13 protein-coding genes and 1 pseudogene are annotated in these 21,424 nt (G+C 38.9%); 5 read left to right on the forward strand and 9 right to left on the reverse strand.

The genetic code is table 11. The features are described 5' to 3' along the window. Positions 1-28: 28 nt before the first annotated feature. A complete protein-coding gene (locus AC4IF5_RS08890) occupies positions 29-1,222 on the reverse strand; it encodes a pyridoxal phosphate-dependent aminotransferase (protein ID WP_490733679.1) in 1,194 nt (397 codons plus the stop codon). A gap of 329 nt (positions 1,223-1,551) precedes the next feature. On the opposite strand from AC4IF5_RS08890, the gene rsmG reads away from it, so the two are divergent. The 5 genes from rsmG to AC4IF5_RS08915 all read left to right on the forward strand — a co-directional run bounded on the left by rsmG (position 1,552) and on the right by AC4IF5_RS08915 (position 8,429). Beyond that, positions 1,552-2,187 carry a 16S rRNA (guanine(527)-N(7))-methyltransferase RsmG gene (gene rsmG / locus AC4IF5_RS08895; RefSeq protein ID WP_490733681.1) on the forward strand — a complete coding sequence of 212 codons (636 nt, stop codon included), beginning with the start codon at positions 1,552-1,554 and terminating at the stop codon, positions 2,185-2,187. A gap of 62 nt (positions 2,188-2,249) precedes the next feature. After that, on the forward strand, positions 2,250-2,657 hold the full coding sequence (locus AC4IF5_RS08900; RefSeq protein WP_490733683.1) for a hypothetical protein: 408 nt from the start codon (positions 2,250-2,252) through the stop codon (positions 2,655-2,657). Beyond that, positions 2,657-3,193 carry a DUF922 domain-containing protein gene (locus tag AC4IF5_RS08905; RefSeq protein ID WP_490733685.1) on the forward strand — a complete coding sequence of 179 codons (537 nt, stop codon included), beginning with the start codon at positions 2,657-2,659 and terminating at the stop codon, positions 3,191-3,193. The genes AC4IF5_RS08900 and AC4IF5_RS08905 overlap by 1 nt, the downstream gene beginning before the upstream one ends. After that, on the forward strand, positions 3,190-5,877 hold the full coding sequence (locus tag AC4IF5_RS08910; RefSeq protein WP_490733687.1) for a PD-(D/E)XK nuclease family protein: 2,688 nt from the start codon (positions 3,190-3,192) through the stop codon (positions 5,875-5,877). Before AC4IF5_RS08905 ends, AC4IF5_RS08910 begins: the two co-directional genes overlap by 4 nt. Before the next feature lie 185 nt (positions 5,878-6,062). Then, entirely contained in the window at positions 6,063-8,429 is a 2,367-nt protein-coding gene (locus AC4IF5_RS08915) for a patatin-like phospholipase family protein (RefSeq protein WP_490733688.1), read from the forward strand. 83 nt (positions 8,430-8,512) lie between these two features. Here AC4IF5_RS08915 and AC4IF5_RS08920 read toward each other — a convergent pair. The 8 genes and pseudogenes from AC4IF5_RS08920 to AC4IF5_RS08955 form a co-directional block, all read right to left on the reverse strand. Next, positions 8,513-9,593: pseudogene (locus AC4IF5_RS08920) on the reverse strand (cytochrome-c peroxidase). A 66-nt stretch (positions 9,594-9,659) separates the two neighbouring features. After that, positions 9,660-11,174 carry a DUF6850 family outer membrane beta-barrel protein gene (locus AC4IF5_RS08925; protein WP_490733690.1) on the reverse strand — a complete coding sequence of 505 codons (1,515 nt, stop codon included), beginning with the start codon at positions 11,172-11,174 and terminating at the stop codon, positions 9,660-9,662. 1 nt (position 11,175) lies between these two features. Further along, on the reverse strand, positions 11,176-12,396 hold the full coding sequence (locus tag AC4IF5_RS08930) for a DUF4876 domain-containing protein (RefSeq protein WP_490733692.1): 1,221 nt from the start codon (positions 12,394-12,396) through the stop codon (positions 11,176-11,178). A 22-nt stretch (positions 12,397-12,418) separates the two neighbouring features. Further along, complete coding sequence (locus AC4IF5_RS08935) at positions 12,419-15,112, reverse strand: TonB-dependent receptor (RefSeq protein ID WP_490733694.1); 2,694 nt, start codon at positions 15,110-15,112, stop codon at positions 12,419-12,421. 782 nt (positions 15,113-15,894) lie between these two features. After that, on the reverse strand, positions 15,895-17,850 hold the full coding sequence (locus tag AC4IF5_RS08940) for a T9SS type A sorting domain-containing protein (RefSeq protein ID WP_490733696.1): 1,956 nt from the start codon (positions 17,848-17,850) through the stop codon (positions 15,895-15,897). Positions 17,851-18,019: 169 nt separating this feature from the next. Beyond that, on the reverse strand, positions 18,020-19,198 hold the full coding sequence (locus tag AC4IF5_RS08945) for an acyl-CoA dehydrogenase family protein (protein WP_490733698.1): 1,179 nt from the start codon (positions 19,196-19,198) through the stop codon (positions 18,020-18,022). 129 nt (positions 19,199-19,327) lie between these two features. Then, on the reverse strand, positions 19,328-20,116 hold the full coding sequence (locus AC4IF5_RS08950; RefSeq protein ID WP_490733700.1) for an NUDIX hydrolase: 789 nt from the start codon (positions 20,114-20,116) through the stop codon (positions 19,328-19,330). A 16-nt stretch (positions 20,117-20,132) separates the two neighbouring features. After that, a complete protein-coding gene (locus AC4IF5_RS08955; protein ID WP_490733702.1) occupies positions 20,133-21,326 on the reverse strand; it encodes an MFS transporter in 1,194 nt (397 codons plus the stop codon). Between the last annotated feature and the right edge of the window lie 98 nt (positions 21,327-21,424).

Genomic DNA, 21,424 nt, shown 5'->3' on the forward strand with positions numbered 1-21,424 from the left:
TGTAGGTGTTGTGTTTTATTTTTTATTTTTAGCTGAATTGTTCCAATAATTCTTTAATCCGTTTCATGGCCTCTCTCAGATCTTCTTCAGAAGCTGCATAAGAGAATCTGATACATTCCGGGCTTCCGAAAGAATATCCTCCTACACATCCTACACGAGCATTTTCTAAAAGGAACATCGCAAAGTCGTCAGAGTTTTTAATTTCTGTTCCGTTCAATGTTTTTCCGATATAATAAGAAATATCCGGGAAGAAGTAGAAGGCGGCTTTAGGAAGCAACACCTTGAATCCGGGAATTTCTTTGATCAATTCATACACAAGATCCCTTCTCTTTTTGAAAGCATCAATCATATACCTGTATTCGGAAGGATCTGTCTTTAAAGCGGTGATGGATGCTCTCTGAGCCACCGTATTGGCTCCGCTGGTCATCTGTCCCTGTACTTTTTCGCACGCTTTTGCCAGCCATTCAGGACAGGCGGAATATCCGATTCTCCATCCGGTCATAGCAAAGGCTTTTGACATTCCGTTGATCACGGCAGTCTGCTCATATACCTCCGGAAACTGTGCGATAGAAGTTGTTTTTGTTTCATAATTGATAAATTCGTAGATCTCATCTGAAATGATCGTTACATGCGGGTATTTCGCAACTACTTTAGCGATAGATTTTAATTCATCGTATGTGTAATATCCTCCGGATGGATTGCATGGTGAGCTGAAAAGTATCGCTTTGGTCTTATCTGTAATGGCTTCTTCCAGCTGTTCTGCCGTAACTTTAAAATCCGTTACATAAGAGGTAGGAAGTATTACAGAGTTTCCCCCCATCATTTTTACCATTTCATCATAGCTTACCCAGTAAGGAGCCGGAAGCAAAACTTCATCCCCATCGTTGATGATGGCTGCCAGCACATTCAGAATAGCCTGCTTGGCACCATTGGAAACGCAGATCTGAGCCGGTTTGTATTCTAAATTATTGTCTCTTTTTAATTTATGGGCAATAGCCTCACGCAGTTCCATAAATCCTGGAACAGGAGAGTAGTGGCTGTAGTTTTGGTTGATGGCATCGAAAGCGGCCTGCTTGATATTGTCAGGGACATCGAAATCCGGTTCTCCCAGAGTTAAGCTGATCACGTCTATTCCGCTGGCTTTCATTTCTCTGGCTTTGTTAGACATTACAAAAGTCTGTGAGTATCCTAATCTTTTTACTCTATCTGAAAGTTTATCCATGTATTTTTTTGAATTTTAACAAATATATAATAAAAACGGTTTCTGGGAGATATAAAAATGACTTCAGTTTAAAGATTTTTATCAGGTTTTGATCGTATCACAATATTTGGAAATAATAATATTTTCTTTGGCTTATTGAAGCAATTTTAACCCTATTTTAGCAAAAACTTACCCCATGAAAATGTTAAAAGTCTTATGAAAACGAATAATCCTATTGAAAAAAATAGTCAGAAACAGGAGTAAGGGACGGTCTTATTTTTGAATATAACTGCCGTTAAAATTTGAACAAAGCGAATAAAAACTTATTTTTGCTGACTATAATAATTCACATGTCTACATCGTTACTATTAAAATACTTTCCGGGTCTTACAGAAACACAGTTAGAACAGTTTGCAAAACTGGAAGCTTTGTACAATGAATGGAATGAAAAGATCAATGTAATTTCCAGAAAAGATATGGAATCGCTGTATGAAAAGCATATTCTGCATTCTTTGGGAATTGCGAAAGTGATGGAGTTTGCTCCGGGAACTAAAGTATTGGATATTGGAACCGGCGGAGGTTTTCCCGGGATTCCTTTAGCTATTCTATTTCCTGAAACTGAGTTTACGTTAATCGATTCTATCGGTAAGAAGATCACTGTGGTAAAGGCTGTAGCAGAAGGAGTAGGGTTGAAAAATGTAACGGCTGTCCACGGAAGAGCAGAAAAATTAAAAGAAAGGTTCCATTTCGTAGTCAGCAGAGCGGTAACTCAGATGCCTGAATTTTTAAGATGGCTGAAAGGAAAATTTGAAAAAGAACAGTTTAATCCTAAACATAACGGAATTTTATATTTGAAAGGCGGAGATCTTGCTGAAGAGCTTGCCGGAATTAAATGCGAAATTTTCAACCTTAAAAACTATTTTGATGAAGAGTTCTTTGATACTAAAAAAGTAGTATATGTATCAAAAGGTAATTTTAATTCCTGATCTGATAGGATTAAGGAATAATTTTTGCTAAATATTTATTAATGATCACAAAACTAAAGGTTATGAAAAATCTTTTAAATCTTGGGTTTTCAGCGTTATTGTGTGGCCTGCTTATGGTGTCATGTAATGATGACAATGATTACGAGACTATTGAATCTATTGACAAGATCAAAATAGACAGCGTAAAGATCGTAAGTGATACGATGGATGTTTATGCGATACAAAGTATAAAGACCTATTCCACCTATCCGTCTCAATGTGAAGGTTTTTACGGGTATGACTATATCTACAGCAATAATCTTGAAAGAACGGTGACAGCTTATAAATACAGAACCAACGGACCTTGTGCCGAGGGAAATTATTCAGGAACCAACCAGATCAATTTCAGCCCACAGAAAAAAGGAACCTATACTTTTAAATTCTGGAACGGCGGTGATAACTGGATCACCAAAACAATTGTGGTGGAATAATGAAGCTGGCCCTGGTGTTTTGTTTACTTGCTGTTGATTGGATATTCGGGCAGAAGATCTTCTGGCAGGAAGGGCAAAAACTGACGTGGGATAATTTTAAGAGTCCCATCAGCAGAAAGGGCAATCCGGATGTTGCAGCATATACAAACTGCGGCTGGGAATTTTCTGTGGTGACATCCGGCAATCCGAAGTCACCTGCTGCCATTCAGATCAAAGCAATATTCAATGAAGATAAATCCTGGAAGGATGTGACAAAAATCAATGATTATATCCTGTTGCACGAGCAGAAGCACTTTGACATTGCAGAGCTGTTTGTAAGGAAATTCAGAAAGGCAGTTACAGAAAAGATCAAAACCTCAGGTGACTATGATAAATATTTTAAAACCATTTATAATGGGATATCCAAAGAATATAAAAACTTTCAGATCTCCTATGACAAAGATACCCGTCATGGGATGAGCAAAGAAAAACAGGCAGAGTATAATGCTGTTATTTCTGAAGAACTAGAAAACCTAAAAAGCTATCAATCCCCTTGAAATTCCTCAATAAGATCATTCATGAGCTGTTGGCGCAAAACCCGGATCTATCTGCGTTCAACATCATCCTGCCCGGGAAACGTCCCATTGTGTTTATCAGGCAGATCCTTGAAGAAAATAATTATTCGGGATTTCTACCCGATTTTCTGACCGTAGAGGAACTTATTAATAAAATTGCGGATAAACAGCCTATCCAGGGAATTCCACTCTGGCTTTTCTCATTTGATGTTTACCGGAGCCTGAACCTTCTTCCTAAAGATGATTTTTCGGATTTTCTGAAGTGGTTTCCGACCTTGCAGAAGGATTGGGATGATATTCTGAAGTTTTCAGACAGTGATCAGGCGGTTCTGCAGTATATGTTCGATGAGGAAAGGATCAAAGAATGGGCCCAGAACCTTGGAGAGGACGATGATGTCCCGAGAAAGAAATTCCTTAATTTCTGGCAGAATATGAACGTTTTTCTCCCGGAATTAAAACAGAGGTTACAGGAAAGGAACTGGGCGACCTCAGGAATGATCCATGAGACTGCCAAGGCTAAGATCAGTGACTTTGCTAAAAATACTTCAGAACAATTTGTTTTCTGCGGTTTCAATGCTTTTACGCCCGTTGAGGAAAAGCTGGTGAGAAGCCTTTTGCAATGGAATAAAGCCCAATGCTTTTTTCAGGCAGACCGTTACTATTTTGATGATGAGAAGCAGGAGGCCGGGAAATTCCTCAGAAACCATAAAACCTGGAAAGAATTTGATGATAACCGGGCTTTCCGGTGGATCGAGGATGATTTTAACCAACCTAAGAAGATCAAAGTATATGAAGTTTCCGGAAATGTAACGCAAACCAAAGTTCTACCGGAGATCTTTAAAGAAATCGATAATAAAACCTATTCCAACACGGCTGTAGTATTGTTGGATGAAAATCTTCTTCCGGCGAGCCTGGATGTAATGCATGACGTTGAAAACCTGAATATTACCATGGGATTTCCGTTGAAGAATTTATCCTTTTCCAATGCTGTAAAAAGACTTTTTTATCTACAGAAACAGCTGGAAAAAAATAAATCCTCATATTACTACCGTGATATTTTTCCTATTCTGGAAGAACTGCCTAAGTCGGCGGAAGATGAGCAGATCATCAATGATTTTAAAGCAAAAGTAGAAGAAAGGAATATTGTTTATATTTCCGGAAAGCTTTTGCATGAGCTTTTAAGCGGACTTTCTTATTTCAGCCTCCTTCAGAAGGCAGTCAGCACCTATGCTTATCTGGACATGCTTATATCGTTCTGCCAGCAGGTAAAATGGCTTGAAATAGATGATATCCAGTACGAGAATGTCTCTCATTTTGAAAATGCCTTCAGGATCATCAAAAATCAGCTGACCCCTTACCATATTGAGATCAGGATGGAAACGCTTGAAATTCTGATCAACCAGCATATTAATTCCGAGAGTATAGATTTTCAGGGAGAACCTTTGCGGGGACTACAGATCATGGGACTGCTGGAAACGCGTCTCCTGAATTTTGAGAACGTTATCATGCTTTCTGTGAATGAAGGGAAACTACCGCTCGGAAATTCACAAAATACCTATATTCCTTTTGATATCCGAAGGTTCTTTGATCTTCATACCTTTCTTGAAAATGACAGCATCTATGCCTATCATTTTTACAGGCTGATCCAGGATGCAAAAAATGTACATTTGCTGTATAACGCATTGAGCTCAGGAGTTAATACCGGAGAGAAAAGCAGGTTTGTCACCCAGATCGAAATGGAGAGCTCACACCAGATCGAGCATTTGATCATTGAGAATTCTTCCGAGCCGATTATGACCAAGCCCATAGAAATTTCAAAGACCAGGATCGTGCAGGAACGTCTTCAGAAATGGAAAGAAAAAGTATCTGCTTCCCACCTCACAAGTTACCTTTATAATCCGATAGATTTTTACTTATCCAAGATTCTGAATACCTCGGAAACGGATGAAATTGAAGAGGAGCTATCGGTGAAAAATTATGGAAACCTGGTTCATTATTCACTTCAAGAAGTTTATGAAATTCTTAAAGGTAAAATTTTAAAAGAAAGCGATTTAAAAGCTTCAATTAAAGGAATTGATCAATATATAAATATAGCGATTGAGAAGCTTAAACATCAGCCTGAATTCTATGAGAAAGGGATGAACTACATCCATAAAGCCATTGCCAGAAAGGTGATCGAAAATATTCTAAACCACGACCTTGAGCTGATACGGCAGGGAAACAAATTAGAGATCGTGGATATTGAAAGAAGGTTTGAAAATGTGGAATTCTATCTTGACGGAAATGATAAGATTTCCTTCTTCGGATTTATTGACAGGATTGACAGGTTGAACGGAACCCTGAGAATTATTGACTATAAGACGGCAAAGATCAAAAATCTCAGCGTGAAGATCGATGACGAGAATATAGAGAAGTATTTCCATAACAGTGACAGAAAGCAGGCGCTTCAGCTCTGTATCTACCACTATGTAGTACAGCATCTTCCCGAGTTCTGGGGATTCCCGATAGAAACAGGGATCTGGAGCTTTGCTGATGCCAAAAAAGGAATGGTTTCTTTACAGTTTGATAAAGGAAATATAGATGATGCCATGAAATCGGTCAAAAGCCTTATCCTGGAAATTCTGAATCCGGATATTAATTTTGTGGAGACAGTGAAAGCATATTAAAAATATTTAATGGGGAATTATTGCTTATTTTTTTTGTTGATAACCAATATTTTAAGGGTTGTTTTTTTAGCTTAAAATCTATTCACTAACTCCTGAAAAACGTTGGCTCAGCCCATATTTTTTGTGTATCTTTACTCCTTAAGTAAAACTTTTTAAGTCTATACTGCACAAATCACGGAGCACACATGAAAAAAAGCCTGATATTTTTAGCGATCGTTTTCTCTCTGATTATCAAATCTCAGCAAAAGAATGATTCTCTGGACCTTGCTCTTCAAAATGTAACCAAAGATACTAAATTTGGACTGGCACTCAGTGGTGGCGGTGCGAAAGGATTTGCCCATATCGGTATTTTGAAGATGATTGACTCCCTTGGGATCAAGGTGGATTATATTACCGGAACCAGTATGGGAGGAATTCTGGGTGGTCTGTATGCAATGGGCTACAATGCTGATCAGCTGAAGCAAACGGTCTATAAAGTAGACTGGAACAGAATTCTCAGCAACAAAATTCCTTACAGTAAGGTCAATATCAGCGAAAAAGATGAATATGACAAGTATATTCTCGAATTTCCTGTTGTAAAAGGAATTCCGACGCTTCCCAGCTCGTATATTGAAGGACAGTATATGGGAGAGGTCCTTAATACCCTTACGTTCAATGCCAAACATATCAATGATTTCAGCAAACTGAGGATTCCCGTAGAACTCACTTCCTCAGATATTGAAAATGGAGGGCTGGTGATGCAGAAAAAAGGATCTTTGCCGCTGGCTATCCGCTCTACGTTGGCTATCCCTGCTGCTTTTGCCCCGGTTTATATTGATGGAAAGCTCCTGGTAGACGGTGGATTGGATCGCAATTACCCTGCGAACGAGGTCCGTGAAATGGGTGCTGATTTTGTCATTGGAGGATATACCGGCTTCAGGCTTTTTACCAAAAAAGAAATCGAGAATCCGATGAAAATGATCTATCAGACGCATGCCATCCGTTCTGTGGAAGATTTCAAACACCAGAAAGAACTGTCTGATATCCTGGTAGACTTTGTAGACCCGTTAGGAGATATTACCACAAAAGATTTTGCCAGATACAGGAAGATTATCAGAATTGGAGAAATAGAGGCCAAAAAGCACCTCCCTGAATTTGTAGCGCTTGCAGAAACCCAGAGGAGGCTGGGGATAAAGTATGAGCATACAATGATAGAGGAAGTAAAGCTGCCTACGACAAAATTTACTTTCAGTGAAGAGGATGGCACTCCTCTGACAGATGCTGTGGAAATCGAGGTCATTAAGAAACAAATGGGACTGACCGAAGGAAAGTACTATGATGTAAAAACCGTTAATGAAGCGATAGACCGGGTTTTTGGAATGCGCCAGTACGTAAAGGTCTATTATACTTACACCAATACCGGAGACGGTCTTACCATGAATATTTTCGTGAAAAAGGCTAAAAAAGGAGCTTTTAAACTTGCCTTGCACTATGATACTGAGCAGTCTGTAGGGATTATTGTGAACTATACCTATAGAAATATTCTTTTGAACAGGTCAAGATTTCTGGCGACTGTTGATGTTTCAGAACGTTTTAAGGCCAGACTGGCCTATCAGCAGTTCTTAGACAGGGGAGAGCGCTTATGGATGGATTTGGAGGCTAAAATGATCCATCTTAAAAGTAATGATCTTAATTTCAGATTGTATGGGGTAGGCAGTGAAGGGGGAAGTGACAATTTTCCCAACCATATGTACAGAAATATAACAGCAAAAATTGCTCTGAACTATAACATCAGTCCTAATGCTTTCATTTCCGTGGGAACTGAATTCAGTACAGAAAGAATGTACAGCTTGCTGGATAAGGTAGACCAGGCCAAAATAGATAACTACAGCAAAAAACTTTATAACCACAGTAATTTCAATACCTTTTTGAAATTCGAACAGAACAATCTCAACAAAAAATATTTTTCAACAAAAGGAAATCACTTTCAGGTAAGCACAAGATTCTATTATGGAGACCGGTATGAGCTGTATGATCTGAATACGGTACAACCTCTGCTTTATCCCATATTAAATCCTAAGGAACCTTATTATTATCAGCCTGAAAATCTGGTCTCTTTTACTTTAAATGAAAATTTTGCCTATCCTGTTACGAGAAGGCTGACAGCAAAGGTCAATGTGTTTCTGGGAACCAGTTTTGGTGCCAAAAGGGAAGATCAGGTTCCCTATCTTTTTCTCAATCAAAAATATAATCTGGGGGGAAGTGAGTACAATTATGACCTGTTAAGTCCTGAATTCAACGGTTTAAGGCAAAAAGAACTTCCCATGACCTCTGTAGCCAAAGCGGGAATATCATTACAGTACAGAATCATGAAAAGACTCTATCTTACTCCTTCGTTCAGCTATGGAAAGGTCAGTGAAGAGTACTCTCCGTTTAATGACAGTTTTGGTATGTTTGGGTATGGAGTGAATCTGGGCTATGAATCTCTTCTAGGTCCGATCAGCCTTAATATTTCCAGAAACAACCAGCTGGATTTTTCAAGAATCTATTTCAGTATCGGCTTTAAGTTTTAAGGATAAATAAAAAACACCTTTTTAAATGGTTAGTTTAAATAAGGTGTTTTAGGGTTTTAGTTATCAATTATTTAAAATATATTCTATTTTCTTGGTATTTCCGGACGGGGCATTTTATAATAGCTTCCGGACATGCTTTTTAGAAAAGCAACAATGGCATCTGTTTCCTGCTCATTAAGCTGTAATGGCTTCATCAGGTGATCGGTGACAGGGAAGTCAGGGTCTGCTTTTTTTTCTTCAGCAGTAGGGTTGATCATCTGCATTCCGCTGTTGTAAAGACTGACAATCCCATGCATATCATCCATCAGCCCGTTATGCATCCATGGAGCGGTGTAATCAAGATCTCTAAGGGAAGGGGTTTTGAATTTTCCCACATCTTCGGATCTTCCGGTAACATGATACAGGCCAAGATCTTCATATTCACGCTTATAGTAGGTAAGACCTATATTATGAAAAGATTCATCGGTCAGGTATTTTCCGTAGTGACAGTTCATGCATCTCGCCTTTGTACGGAACAGGTGCATGCCATAGATCTCTTTATCGCTCATCGCCTTGTAATCTCCATTGGATAAACTTGTCCAGTTTGCTGGGCTGGCTTCTGATCGTTTTCTGGAAAGTGGCAAGAGCTCTGGCAATCTTATCAAATGTAATCTTATCGGATTGATATGCCTCTTTAAAAAGCTGTCTGTACTCTTTAAACTTTGACAGCTTTCCGGCAAGCTTCTCCGGTTTCATATTCATTTCATTATGAGCGGATATCGGTCCTTTCAGCTGTTCTTCCAGTGTTTTGGCCCTTCCGTCCCAGAAATAGGATTTCCTTTCTGCAATATTGAAAAGAGACTGGGTGTTTCTTTTTCCCTGTAAATGGTCATTACCTAAAGCTATTTCCTGGCCGTCAGCCCAGCCCAATTCAGGATTATGACAGCTGCTGCAGGAGATCTGGCTGGATGATGACAGTTTGGGGTCAAAAAACAGCTTTTTCCCAAGTATGACCTCCGGAAGTTCCTGGGTTTCATAATAGTTGGAATCCCATTCTATAGCTTCAAACTCTTTCCATTTAACCTCCGCATCTACAGAGGGCTTAGGCCAGTATTGTAAAGGTTTTTTATATTGCTCAGCGACCTCTCCGTAATCTACATGATATTGTCTGAGGGTATGCTGCATACAGAAGATGGAAACACCTCCGAGAAACAGAACCAGTTTAAGATCTGAAAACTTCATATAATGGGTTTAAAAAATACTTCCTATAGTAGCTGCAAATAATACATTGCTGCCATTATTAAAATTGCTGTACATCATTTTACCTCCTGCAAAAGCATTTTTTACAACAGGAAGGCTGAAATGAAACTTAATGTCAAGTTTAGCCTGCCAGAAATCCGAGGACTGAAAAGCGTAATTTTCCTGAAGCATAGCATTGACAGATGGCTTTCCTGAGTTGTTGAAAAGAGCATCTTTATGATAGACATTCGTTGCTGAAAGTCCTAACAACACAGACAGGGCCTGGCTGGATGTGAAAGTTTTTATCCATTGATAATCTACACCATAGGTGAGCTTACCTAATTCTATTCTTGATAGCGGACTGCTGTATTTCTCCTTTTCCTGAGCCCATCCAAAGAATGGGACCAAAGAAGATTTTACCTCCTCATTACCTGTCTGCAAAAGTCCTTTAAAAATAACATTGTTTACTTTGTGACTGTATTTTTCTGCACTGCCTATCTGTATATAGTTTCTGGAATTTTCATTCAGAAACAGATTTTCGGTTCCTTTTCTTTCCCTGCTGTTTCCCTCGGCAGAGATTCCCCAGACTATTTTCCCGGCATCAAAAAACTTCCCTAATGATACATTGAACTGCCGTTCATCAATGTTGGAAGCATTAAGATCAGAATACTCTGTCAGAAACTTATCCATATTAAACTTTTTCAGGCCAATATTCAGGTACCAGCTCCTGTTGTCAGCATCAAAGATCTGTATTCCTCCACCATAGGACCAGCCTTCATAATAAGTCTGGCGAAGCTTTCCGGACAGAAGATCATTGTAATTTCCCAGTCCGCTCATGTTATAGATCATAGGGTAACCCTGATTGCTTACAAAGCTCAGATAATGTTTCTGGGTATATTTTTCCGCATCAAGATAAACACCGATCTTAAATTTCTGAAATATCGTTTTATGGGCTCCCAGCGCTAGAGAAAAATCCGCTGTTGTGTTCTTTGGCCGGGGATCTGCATCCCTGTAGCTCAATGTTGCCCTGTAGCTTCCCGTAATACCAATAGTATATGAGTTGAGCTTTCTGGAATATCCTCCTGAAAAGCTATAGCTTTCAAATTTCATATCGCCACCTACGCTGTCAGCTGCTACGTAAGGATAAATGAGATCATAATCCGTATTTTCGTTCCATACCACCTGCTTGCTTTTCCCCTGAGTATAGGATGCATGGCCCCAAACCGTTGTTTGGTCATTAAGGATCTGTAAGGTGCGGGCTTCCGCTCCCCAAAGGTTTTTTCCTGTTCCTTTTTGCTTTAGCTGGTTAGGAGTATCAGAACTTTCGGTAAATACGCTGAAAGTGGTGATATTGTATTTTCTGGCGCCCATATGGCTGGCGGGATTTACATTGATGCTGTTTTTCAGCAGTCTTTCATAGCTGTATTCCTCATGTATCTTTTCTATGATCGTATCATTGACCTGAGCCTGAAAGCCAGCTCCAAACAAGGAGGTAAACAGGATGGATATGGAAAGAAAATATTTCATTTTAGTTAAATAAAGATGGTTTTACACCATGTTCGAAATCTGCTGTGGAGTTGTTGGTATCCTTAAAAATATTTTTACCTTCCATTGATTGTCCTATGACTTTTCTGCGTACGGCTTTTCCGAAACGGTTCTGATCTCCGTCGAATGAAGCCACAGAAGTCCATCCCATATCCAGGGAAGGAGATGTTACCAGCCATTGGTAAGAATCCTGCACACTTAAGTTGACAGCGTCAATGATCCATTCATTCGGAATCTTTACAGCGGTACCGTCCATAGGATAAACATCACCTCCAAAAGTAAGGTTATAGGTATAGGTATATGAATTCTGGGCGATCAGTGCCTCGTTGGTCATTCCCTGTGGTATACGGGCCAGAGCATAGGCATAATATCCCTGCGTATGGATCACCATTTTTTCGAAAACATTTACCATTTTTGGAACGGCAGGATTGTCGATATCATCAGAATCTTCCTTGAAGATCTGGAAATTAGCTGTAGAAAGGTTAATGGATGAAGGATTGAAGTCTTTATGATTGATGGCATCTTCAGCGATGACAATAGACTCTCCCGGATGCACAGGATACGTAGTTCCTGTTCCCGGAATTCTTATAATCGCTCCGGCAGATAGGGTAGTTCCCATGATATTCGGGCTGTAATCCTGTTTTTCGTTAGTCATAAAGCTCGACTGGATCAGCAGCATGCCATCAGCATAGAGGGTCTGGTCTGTGTTATTGGTGATCTTAAAATACTGATCCCCGAAATACATGGCACCTTGCGGAGTTTTTGTTCCGGTAAAGAAAACTTCTTCCAGAATAAGGTCACTTCCGCTACCTGCTTTCAGTGCCATATCTATGGTTTTGCTTGTCTCGTTGCCATTGATCACCATTCCGTTTTGTACTCCGGCTACTTTCGCTTCTATTGATCCGGAATTGTCTGAGTAGGCAATGTTTCCTTCGGCAATAATGTGATAGGTTCCTGAAGGAAGGACAACCTGTAAGATATTTGTATTTTTAAGCTCTTTGGTCACCGTAAATCCGGTGTTAAGCTCTTTAAAGCTTACAGTAAGCTGCTTATATTCTTGAACCTGGATGTTTTCCGGAACCACTTTAAGTTCCAGCTTTAATGAGGTCTGTGCTTCCGGAGCTTCATTGGAGTCCGAAGAGCATGACGTAATACCGATTACAGCACACAATACTAATAGTGTTCTTAATACATGTTTTAACATAACTTTATTGAATTGAAATTGTTTATAAATTGAAGTTGATTTCCATTCCGAAATAAGGATCATAAGCTCCTTTTCTGTTGATCGTAAATCCATTGTTCCTGTAAGGAGCGTAATAACTGAAAAGTCTGCTTGCAAACATAGAAACGACAATAGCTTTATTTCTGAAGCTTTTGGTCACTTTCAGGTTGACGTTCATTTCCACCGGTCTTCTGGTTGCATTGTACAGATCTTCATTCTGAGCAATGATCAGGCTCTCAAGAATGGTTCCCTGAGCTGTATCAGGGTCGAAAGGGAAAATATGACCATTCTGGTCCACATAATGGCTTGGCACCCCATTCATCGGAAGCAGCTTTCGCATAGAATACCATGAAAACTGAAACGATGAAGAAAACACAAGATCCAGCTTAGGAATGTAAGTATCCATCATGAGATTGGTATTCAGAACTTCATTGACGGATTTGGGCTCCATGCCTTCATACAGTCCGAGATAGGGATAAGGCTTTCCGTTGATCAGTAAATCTTTTCCTCTGTACACCGGCAGGCTATTGCCATATTTTGTACGGAACCAGGCTCCGTTTAGGGTAAATCTTGTATTGATCCTGGGGATTCTGTTGGATGAATATTGAAACTCTACCCCTTCTTTGTCTACTTTACTGCCATTTCGCTGTGTGGCATACATGAAATTTTCATTGATAGTCTGATACGGAAGTGTATTAATATCCGGTGGGGAAGTAATGGCATCATGATTAATACCTGATATATCATACTTTTTATACTGATACACGGCATATTCATTCATAGTGCGGAAAGCATTACGCATATTTTCCTTAAACACCGTGATTGACAACTGATGTGCCCCCACACTGAAATCCAGCCTTGCTTCAAACTTTTCATTTACCGCAGGCTCTATCTCAGGATTTTGAGGATTGTATATCATGGTTTTATAATTGATCCTTCTGTAATCCGGATTGTTGTGAAAATAATTCAGCTGCTGAACATCTTTGTAAATGAGCTCGGGATATAGCAGGTTAAGATCCGGGAACAGGCTTTGTCTACCGTATCCCAATGTGAAAGCCAGCTGAGCTTTTTTATTCATCCAGTCAAATGAAGGAAACTCCCATTGAAAATTGGCTCGGGGATCTGCATAGATCTTTCCGTTCATCCTGAAATGAGAAGGCAGGTTCATCATTGAATTTCCTCTTACTCCCAATGCCAGGGTCAATGTATGATTTCCGGCATCTAGCTTACTGATCGACTCCAGGAATAAGGCAGATGTGATATAAGCCGGTACATCACGATATGCACGGGGCCTGAAAGTCGCTTTCGGGTCAATTGGCCTGTAGATGTCGAATTGCTGTCCTTTTCCCCAGTTCTTGCTCATCTGCCAGTCGAATCCTGCATTGAGCTCGTTTTTAACAGATTTAAAATCAATCCGGAAGTTGTTGACCATTTTGACAAATATATCAAGAGGTTTTCCGTCTGCCGTATAATCTGAAATATATCTGGGCTCAGGATAATAGCCGTCATATTCTCCTTCGGTTGTGGATAGAGGAAAAGCTGTTGCGTTTTCCAGCTGGATAAATTTAGTCTGCTTTATTTTATCAAATCTCTGATTGAAAGTGGTCTGTATTTCTGTGGATCTGTAAAAGGACGGATTGTTTTTCGTATATGTGAACAGATTGGAAAGGCTCAAAAGATGATTGTTAACCTCATAAGAGTTCAGCTCAGACAGATCTATATCAGGGTCAGACTTTGAACCGTCCAGAGAACCTGTATAGCTCATGTTGGTCTGCCATCTGGAAGTTCCGGTGTCATGTCTTTTCTCTTTTACTATGGCCAGGTTTGCGGTAATTCTTTTATAATTTTCAAACCGGTCTCTTGGATCGGCCTTTGCATTGAGGTAATCCAGCCCTGTATTGATCTTCAGGTCTTTATCTTTATTTTCAAAACCTTTACTGATCGCAAAAAGCTTGCTGTAACCGTCTGCTTTAAATCTTGCTTTCCATTTGGTATATCCTGATTTATTGGTGATCTTTACAATTCCTGAAGTCAGATTCCCATACCTTACAGAAGGTATTCCACGCAGGATTTCCACCCGTTCGATCTGGTCTGTTGAAATACTCCGCATATCTACACCACTTGTCAGATTGAGTCTTCTTTTCAATCCGTTACTGGTTTTATCCAGAAAATCATAAGTGTACTGAAGATTCGCATTGGAGTTCAGTGGAGCACCGTCAACCAGGAATGTAGTACCCATGGAAGAGGTATTATAATCATTGCTGGGCCTGCCTGTCTCCCGAAGGCTTATTCTGTTGACCTGATTCAGTACAGGATCCGATGATCTTCCACCCGGCAGAAGCTCCATAAGATCTGAAAAGCTTGATGGCTGTAAGTGCTGCATGGCACGCTGGCTGATGATGGAGGAAGATGTAAGCCCTTTTCCTTCTTTAGCGGTAATGACAACTTCTTCGATATTGTTTATTTTCTCAGAAAGGATGAGTGTGAATGTTTCATCCTTTGTTATGGATATTGTATTGGAATATCCAGGATTACCATCCTTACGGATGTCCACTTTGTATTTTCCCGGAGCAATAATGATAACAGCAATTCCTTTATCATTGCTGAAAGCAGAGTATTTATTTTCTCCGGAAGAAATTTTGATATCAGCATTTTTCACGGGATTCAAACCGGTATCTTTTACATCGAAGGTGATCATCAGAGACCGATCCTGTGATGGGGCTGCTATGGCTGTAAAAAGAAAAAGGAAAATTAAAAATCGGAACCTCAAAGAGGACAGGGAATCATTATGGATCATCTCACATTATTCTTCCGGCAAAATTACGAGGCTTAAAACAAGTTTTCTAATTTTATTTAGAATAATTTAAAATAGTTGATAAATATCATTTACTTTGTTTTTGAAATATCCTGCCTGAAAAACCAAATTAAAAGTTTGAAATATTCTGTTAAACAGTAAGTTGTGGTTATTTTTGAATGCTAATTTCCCATCTTGTATTTGATTTGTTTTTTTAGAGTTATTTTAAATGCCACTAATGCACGAATCCTTTTTGTTTGTGCATTAGTAGCAAAACAATTAAATATTAAAGCTGTTTAAACTTTTCCAATGAAAACCAAAAAAGCTAAAAAAAGATTAAACACTTAAGTTGCTTTTAAGTCACAAGCTTTCTGCACAATAAGTACACCTGAGCTTTATGAAAATCTTTGATTTTCTTCTTATTTAAACTTTTTATACAGTATCATTTTAAACTAACTTCAGTGGACTTAAGTGTTTAGAATAAAAGTTTTTTCAAGTCAAAAAATAGCTATGATTCTTATAAGATAAAAAGTTTAAACAGATTCATTACATGAAAAATGAATTACTGTATCTCAATCTGGAAAAATAATTATTAGCTGGCACAGTCATTTATATCAAAAAAGCACTCCATTGCTGAAGTGCCAAAAATTAATCTGAAATGATATTATAGAAGATGAGCTTGGGGATTATAATTTTACTTTTTTGTTAATGACTTTTCCACTGCCAAGGGTAATTTGTACCACATAGACCCCGGATTCTAAATTTCGTGATTCAAACTGTGGATTATTAATTTCCTGTTGAATAACTAAAGCACCTGAAATGTTGTAAATACTGATATTTTTAATATCATGATGAGCCTTCACTTTGATCTGCTTGTTTTGGGTGAAGATCTCTGCAGTGCTTTCTGATGTCTGATTAGAGATCACCTTATTGAACTGGAGATTATAAAACGGAGTGACCACTTCAAATGTATAATTCCTGCTGTCCAGATCCTGCAGGCTGATACCTCCGTTTTCCTGATACTGTTCTTTGGAAATGGTTCTTACCAGAGCTTTATTTTCATCAAAGATATGTATGGCGGAAAGCTCTTCCTGATCTATTTTTAACTTTAAGATGGCATTGTTTTCAGCTTGTACGATTTCATTTTCTGAAACCGCTTCAGGCGTTGTTTTAATGTACGGAAGCATTTTGTTTTCGTTATTTTCCGACACTTTTAAAAGATAAACTCCGTCTTTTAAAGAGGATAAGCTGCGTTCGTTGGCTGATCTGGCTGTCGTTTTTTCTTTATTGAAATCGGTAATTTCAATCAGCTGCATATTGCCCAACTCCGGTTTTATCTGGGAAGAAAGTAAAGGTACTTCTGATGGGGGAGTTGCTGCTGACTGCTTACCAAAAACAGATCCTGCTATCGCCCATTGATTAAGAAGTCCTCCGCTTCTCAATGTATTAAACTTTGCATTGGAGGCTAATGTAAAAGGTACAATTCCACCCACATGGCCTAATGGTCCCCAGTAAAAAGAATCCAGTTTGTATTTGTTCAGATCCCACCACGGATAATACCCCCTTTGAACATCAATTGTTTTAGAAGTATTCTCCGGCGGAATGGCCAGGTCTACTGTAGAATGTCCCAATGTCATCGGTGTTTTATTGTACCAGTCGTATACATCCTTCGGTTTTAGACATTGTCTGAATTTATGATTTTGATTATTAGTCACTTCATTGATAAAGGTATTTGTAAAAAGTTTTCGCCATATTACAGGCCCCCACAATAACCCTCCGTTGTCCTGAACAACATGATAATTGTATTTGTCCAGATATTCTGCAGATATAACTTCTGAAATATCATTAGTATATGTTTGATATCCGGCATTATTACAGCTGTGAAGAACATTTGCTAAAAATGAGCTAAACGGGTAAATATCTTTTTCTAAAACACCTTTCTGTAAGGTTGTCCCTGACATATCATAAGGTCCATCTCCCATATAAGCATATTTAAACCTGATATTATTGGGATTTGAGATGCTTAATCTTTTTAAAGTGGACATGGCGGCATGAGCGCCCTGGGAATAACCGGCTAAAAAGTATTCATCATAACGTTTAACATTCAGCTGTGACAGTACTTTATTCGCCGCTGTGATGAAATCTATGGTGGCTCCCGCTTCTGTGGCATAGTCTACATAAGGGTGGGTTCCTTCTCCTGTCCCCATTCCTACATAATCAGGAGCCATTAAAATATAGCCATTCAGTACATAGGAAAGTTCAACCACGAATCCTGCAGTCAACGCACCTTTGAAATTGGAAGGAACATTATGCCTGCTGTCTGTGGTCCCGTGATCAGACACTACTGTTGACAGCTTAAACCCAACATTAGGATACATGAGAAGTCCGGTAGCCTTTACAAGAACATTTTTCTCATTTTTAGTGTAGTAGGTAATTTTGTACCCCTTTAAACCGACATTGAAACTATTGAGATAGCTTACAAAGTCAGGAGCATTCTGCTCTCCAAGATTGTTGGCGATAAAATTGATAACTCCCTGTGGTGTTAAATCCAGTTTCTGTTCGGCACTTACCAGATCTCCTGCCTGCTGGGCAAAATAGAATGGAGCCGCAAGTCCTAATAAAAAAGTTGTGATTTTTCTCATATTGATGTATTTTTGTTGGTATTAAAGTAATAACTTTGATAAATTAATAAAAATATTGAGACATCAATAACTATTCAATGAATATCAATTCTCCGGAATGTGAGTAAAATAAAGAGCCTGATCTACGGATCAGGCTCTTTTAATATTTTTTAATATGCTTTGTCTTGAGTTAAAAGGCGTTAATTCCTGTAATATCTAAACCGGTGATTAACAAATGAACATCATGAGTTCCTTCATAGGTGATTACCGACTCCAGATTGGCAGCGTGTCTCATCATCGGGAATTCTCCCATGATTCCCATACCTCCTAGGATTTGTCTTGATTCTCTGGCAATGTCAATAGCCATTTTCACATTATTACGCTTAGCCATTGAGATTTGGGCAGGAGTTGCTTTATGTTCGTTTTTAAGGTTTCCAAGCTGAAGACATAATAACTGAGCTTTTGTGATCTCTGTTAAGAATTCAGCTAATTTTTTTTGTTGAAGCTGATAAGAACCGATAGGCTTACCAAACTGTCTTCTCTCTTTAGAATACTGAACAGCAGTGCAGTAACAGTCAATAGCAGCGCCAATCACTCCCCAGGAGATTCCATATCTTGCAGAATTCAGACAGGAAAGGGGACCTTTCAATCCGGTTACGCCCGGCAGTAAGTTCTCTTTCGGAACTTTCACGTCATTGAATACCAGTTCTCCTGTTTTGGAAGCTCTTAAGCTCCATTTATTGTGAGTTTCCGGAGTGGTGAATCCTTCCATTCCTCTTTCAACGATCAATCCCTGCACTTTTCCTTCCTCATTCTTTGCCCATACTACAGCGATATCGCAAAGAGGGGAGTTGGTGATCCACATTTTAGCTCCATTCAGAAGATAGTGGTCTCCCATATCTTTAAAATAGGTTTCCATGGAGCTCGGATCAGAGCCGTGGTTAGGCTCTGTCAATCCAAAAGATCCTATCATTTCTCCGGCAGCAAGCTTTGGAAGATATTTCTTCTTCTGTTCTTCAGAACCGAACTCATTAATTGGGAACATCACCAGAGAGCTCTGTACTGAAGCCGCGGAACGTACTGCAGAATCTCCTCTTTCCAGCTCCTGCATGATCAAACCATATGAGATCTGGTCTAATCCTGAACCTCCGTATTCAACCGGGATATATGGACCCAATGCTCCGATTTTCCCCAGCTCTCTCATAAGACCGGGAAGATCTGTATGGTTTTGAGCTGCCTGATCAATCTGCGGCATTACAAAACTTTCAACCCAGTCTCTTACAGATTGGCGGATCAGTTTGTGTTCTTCGGTAAGTAAAGCATCAATTCCATAATAGTCAGGAATGCTTGTAAGAGGATAATATGACATGATTTTTTGATTTTGTTAAAAGTAACATTTTTCGTGGTGTTCTGAAAATTTTTTTGAAAACTTATGTAGATATTGGTTTTCAGGCAGATAATGCTGTTTTTCTTTGTTTATAAAATAAATCAGGTATTTTTAAGACTCCTCATCATTGGATATAGGATACTGATTGGTAGAGTTGTGAACCTTGGTTTTAAATTTATACAAATATGGGGCCTTATTGGCTGAGCCGTCGTAAAACTTCTCCAGCCTGTCCAGAATATTCAGGCTTAAAATTTTTCGCTGAAAGTTATTCCTTCTGAATTTCTGGCCTAAAATAGTTTCATATAAAGCCTGAAGATCTTTCATTGTGAATTTTTCAGGGAGCAGATTGCTGGCTGCCACTTCAGTGTTGATATTCATTCTGAGGTATTCGAGGCCGGTTTCTATGATCCTGTCATGATCAAAAGCCATCTTGGGCAGCTTGCTTACTTCGAACCATTCACAGCTTTCATTGAAAGCATCAGGGAAAGTATCCGCTATTGAAAAATCGATAAGGCTGCAATAGCCTACCGTTATAAATCTCTGAAAAATCCAGTGATCTTTGGGAACCTCTATACCTTTGTTTTTAAGAAGGATCTGGTGAACGTTATTTTCTGTGCGGTCAATTCTTCCAAATGTGTGAAACTGTTTTAAAAACAGATCTTTAAGATGGGTTCTTTCATACAAAACCCTGGCTGCAGCCTCACGAAGGTCTTCATCATTAAAAACAAAACCACCCGGAAGTGACCACAGATCCAGATCGTGATACTTTAAAAGGAGCACTTTCAGGATATTATTGTGAAAACCGAATATGGTGCAGTCTACAGAGATATGGGCTACGAAATCTTTGGTATCGATAAGTTCCTGAAGAGTTTCTTTGCTTTTTGTGTCTTTGATTTTCATGGCAGTAAAAATAAAACTATTTTCTATATTTTCCTTTTGAGACGTTAAAATATAACAAACTAATCACAAAAAGAAGAATTACAGAGGTTAAAATATATAATGGATAAAAGTCTAACAATTGTTTTTCGAAGAGTACAGCCATGATAATGGAGCTGACAGAACTCCCCAGTGATGAAAAAATAACGATGAGAGAAGTGAACAGGTTTACTTTTTCTTTATCGACCTGTGCGATCATTCTTGAATTGATAACAGGGTAGAGCGGGGAAAGGAAAAGCCCTATGACCGGAAATAAAAAAAGAATCAGTTTTGGACTTTCAGAATCAAAATACTGTACGCTGATGATAATCATTAACAGGGTAATGATTAAAGACATACAGGTAATATAATATCCGGATAATGAAAACCTTCTGATGATATTGGCTGTTATTGTTCTCCCTGCATAAGAAAAAAGCGAGAGAAAAGAAGTGGCCTGAAGCGCAAAAAAAGAGTTGACTTTCAGGTGATTTTTATAAAAAGACGGAAGCCAGGAATTGAATCCCTGCTCTACAAAGACAATGAAAAAGACTACCGCGAGGAATAAGGCAACAACAGGAGTTGTAAAGCCTGACAATTCAGAGTAAATGCTTTTGTTTTCCAGAGGTTTGGTCTCTGATATTTTGGCTTTTGAGAGGAGTAGGATAGTTATGGCAGATAAAACAGCGATCAATAAAAAACCAAATTTCCAGAATTCTGAATACTGACTGGAGATCAGCCAGCCAAATCCTGTATTCACCACAAAGATTCCTATCATAAAAGAAGCTTCAACACTGTTCATGGTCTTCGCCAGCGATTTTTCATCTGAAATATTATTCCTGATAATTCCAAAAACACAGATCTTTCCTATGGCAAAACAGGCTCCAATGATAGCAAACCATAATTTATAAAACCAGAAAACTTCAACAAACGGAAGAAGACATGAACAGGCTCCAACAATAGCTAAAGCTAGGATCAAAGCTTTTTTTGCCCCGGTTTTATTAATGAAGCTTACCGCAAAAAGAGAAATAAAGGCGATGGGAAGGTCCTTAAAAGATTCCAGGAATCCGAGCTCTCCATAGGTAATATTGGCATCCGCAAGCTGCAGGATAATAAGACCCATACAGTTCAGAACCATTGAAAAAATAAGGAAGGTTAATTTTAGCGGAAGCGAAATATGAGAAAGCTTGGATGTCATTTTGGGAGCGTACTTTATTGAATTTTTTTGATTTTTTATGAAATATTGATGCGAATATATGGCTTCTAACCCTCAAAAATAAAAGAAAAATTAAAATA

It is taken from the genome of Chryseobacterium sp. UF-290 (assembly GCF_058245615.1).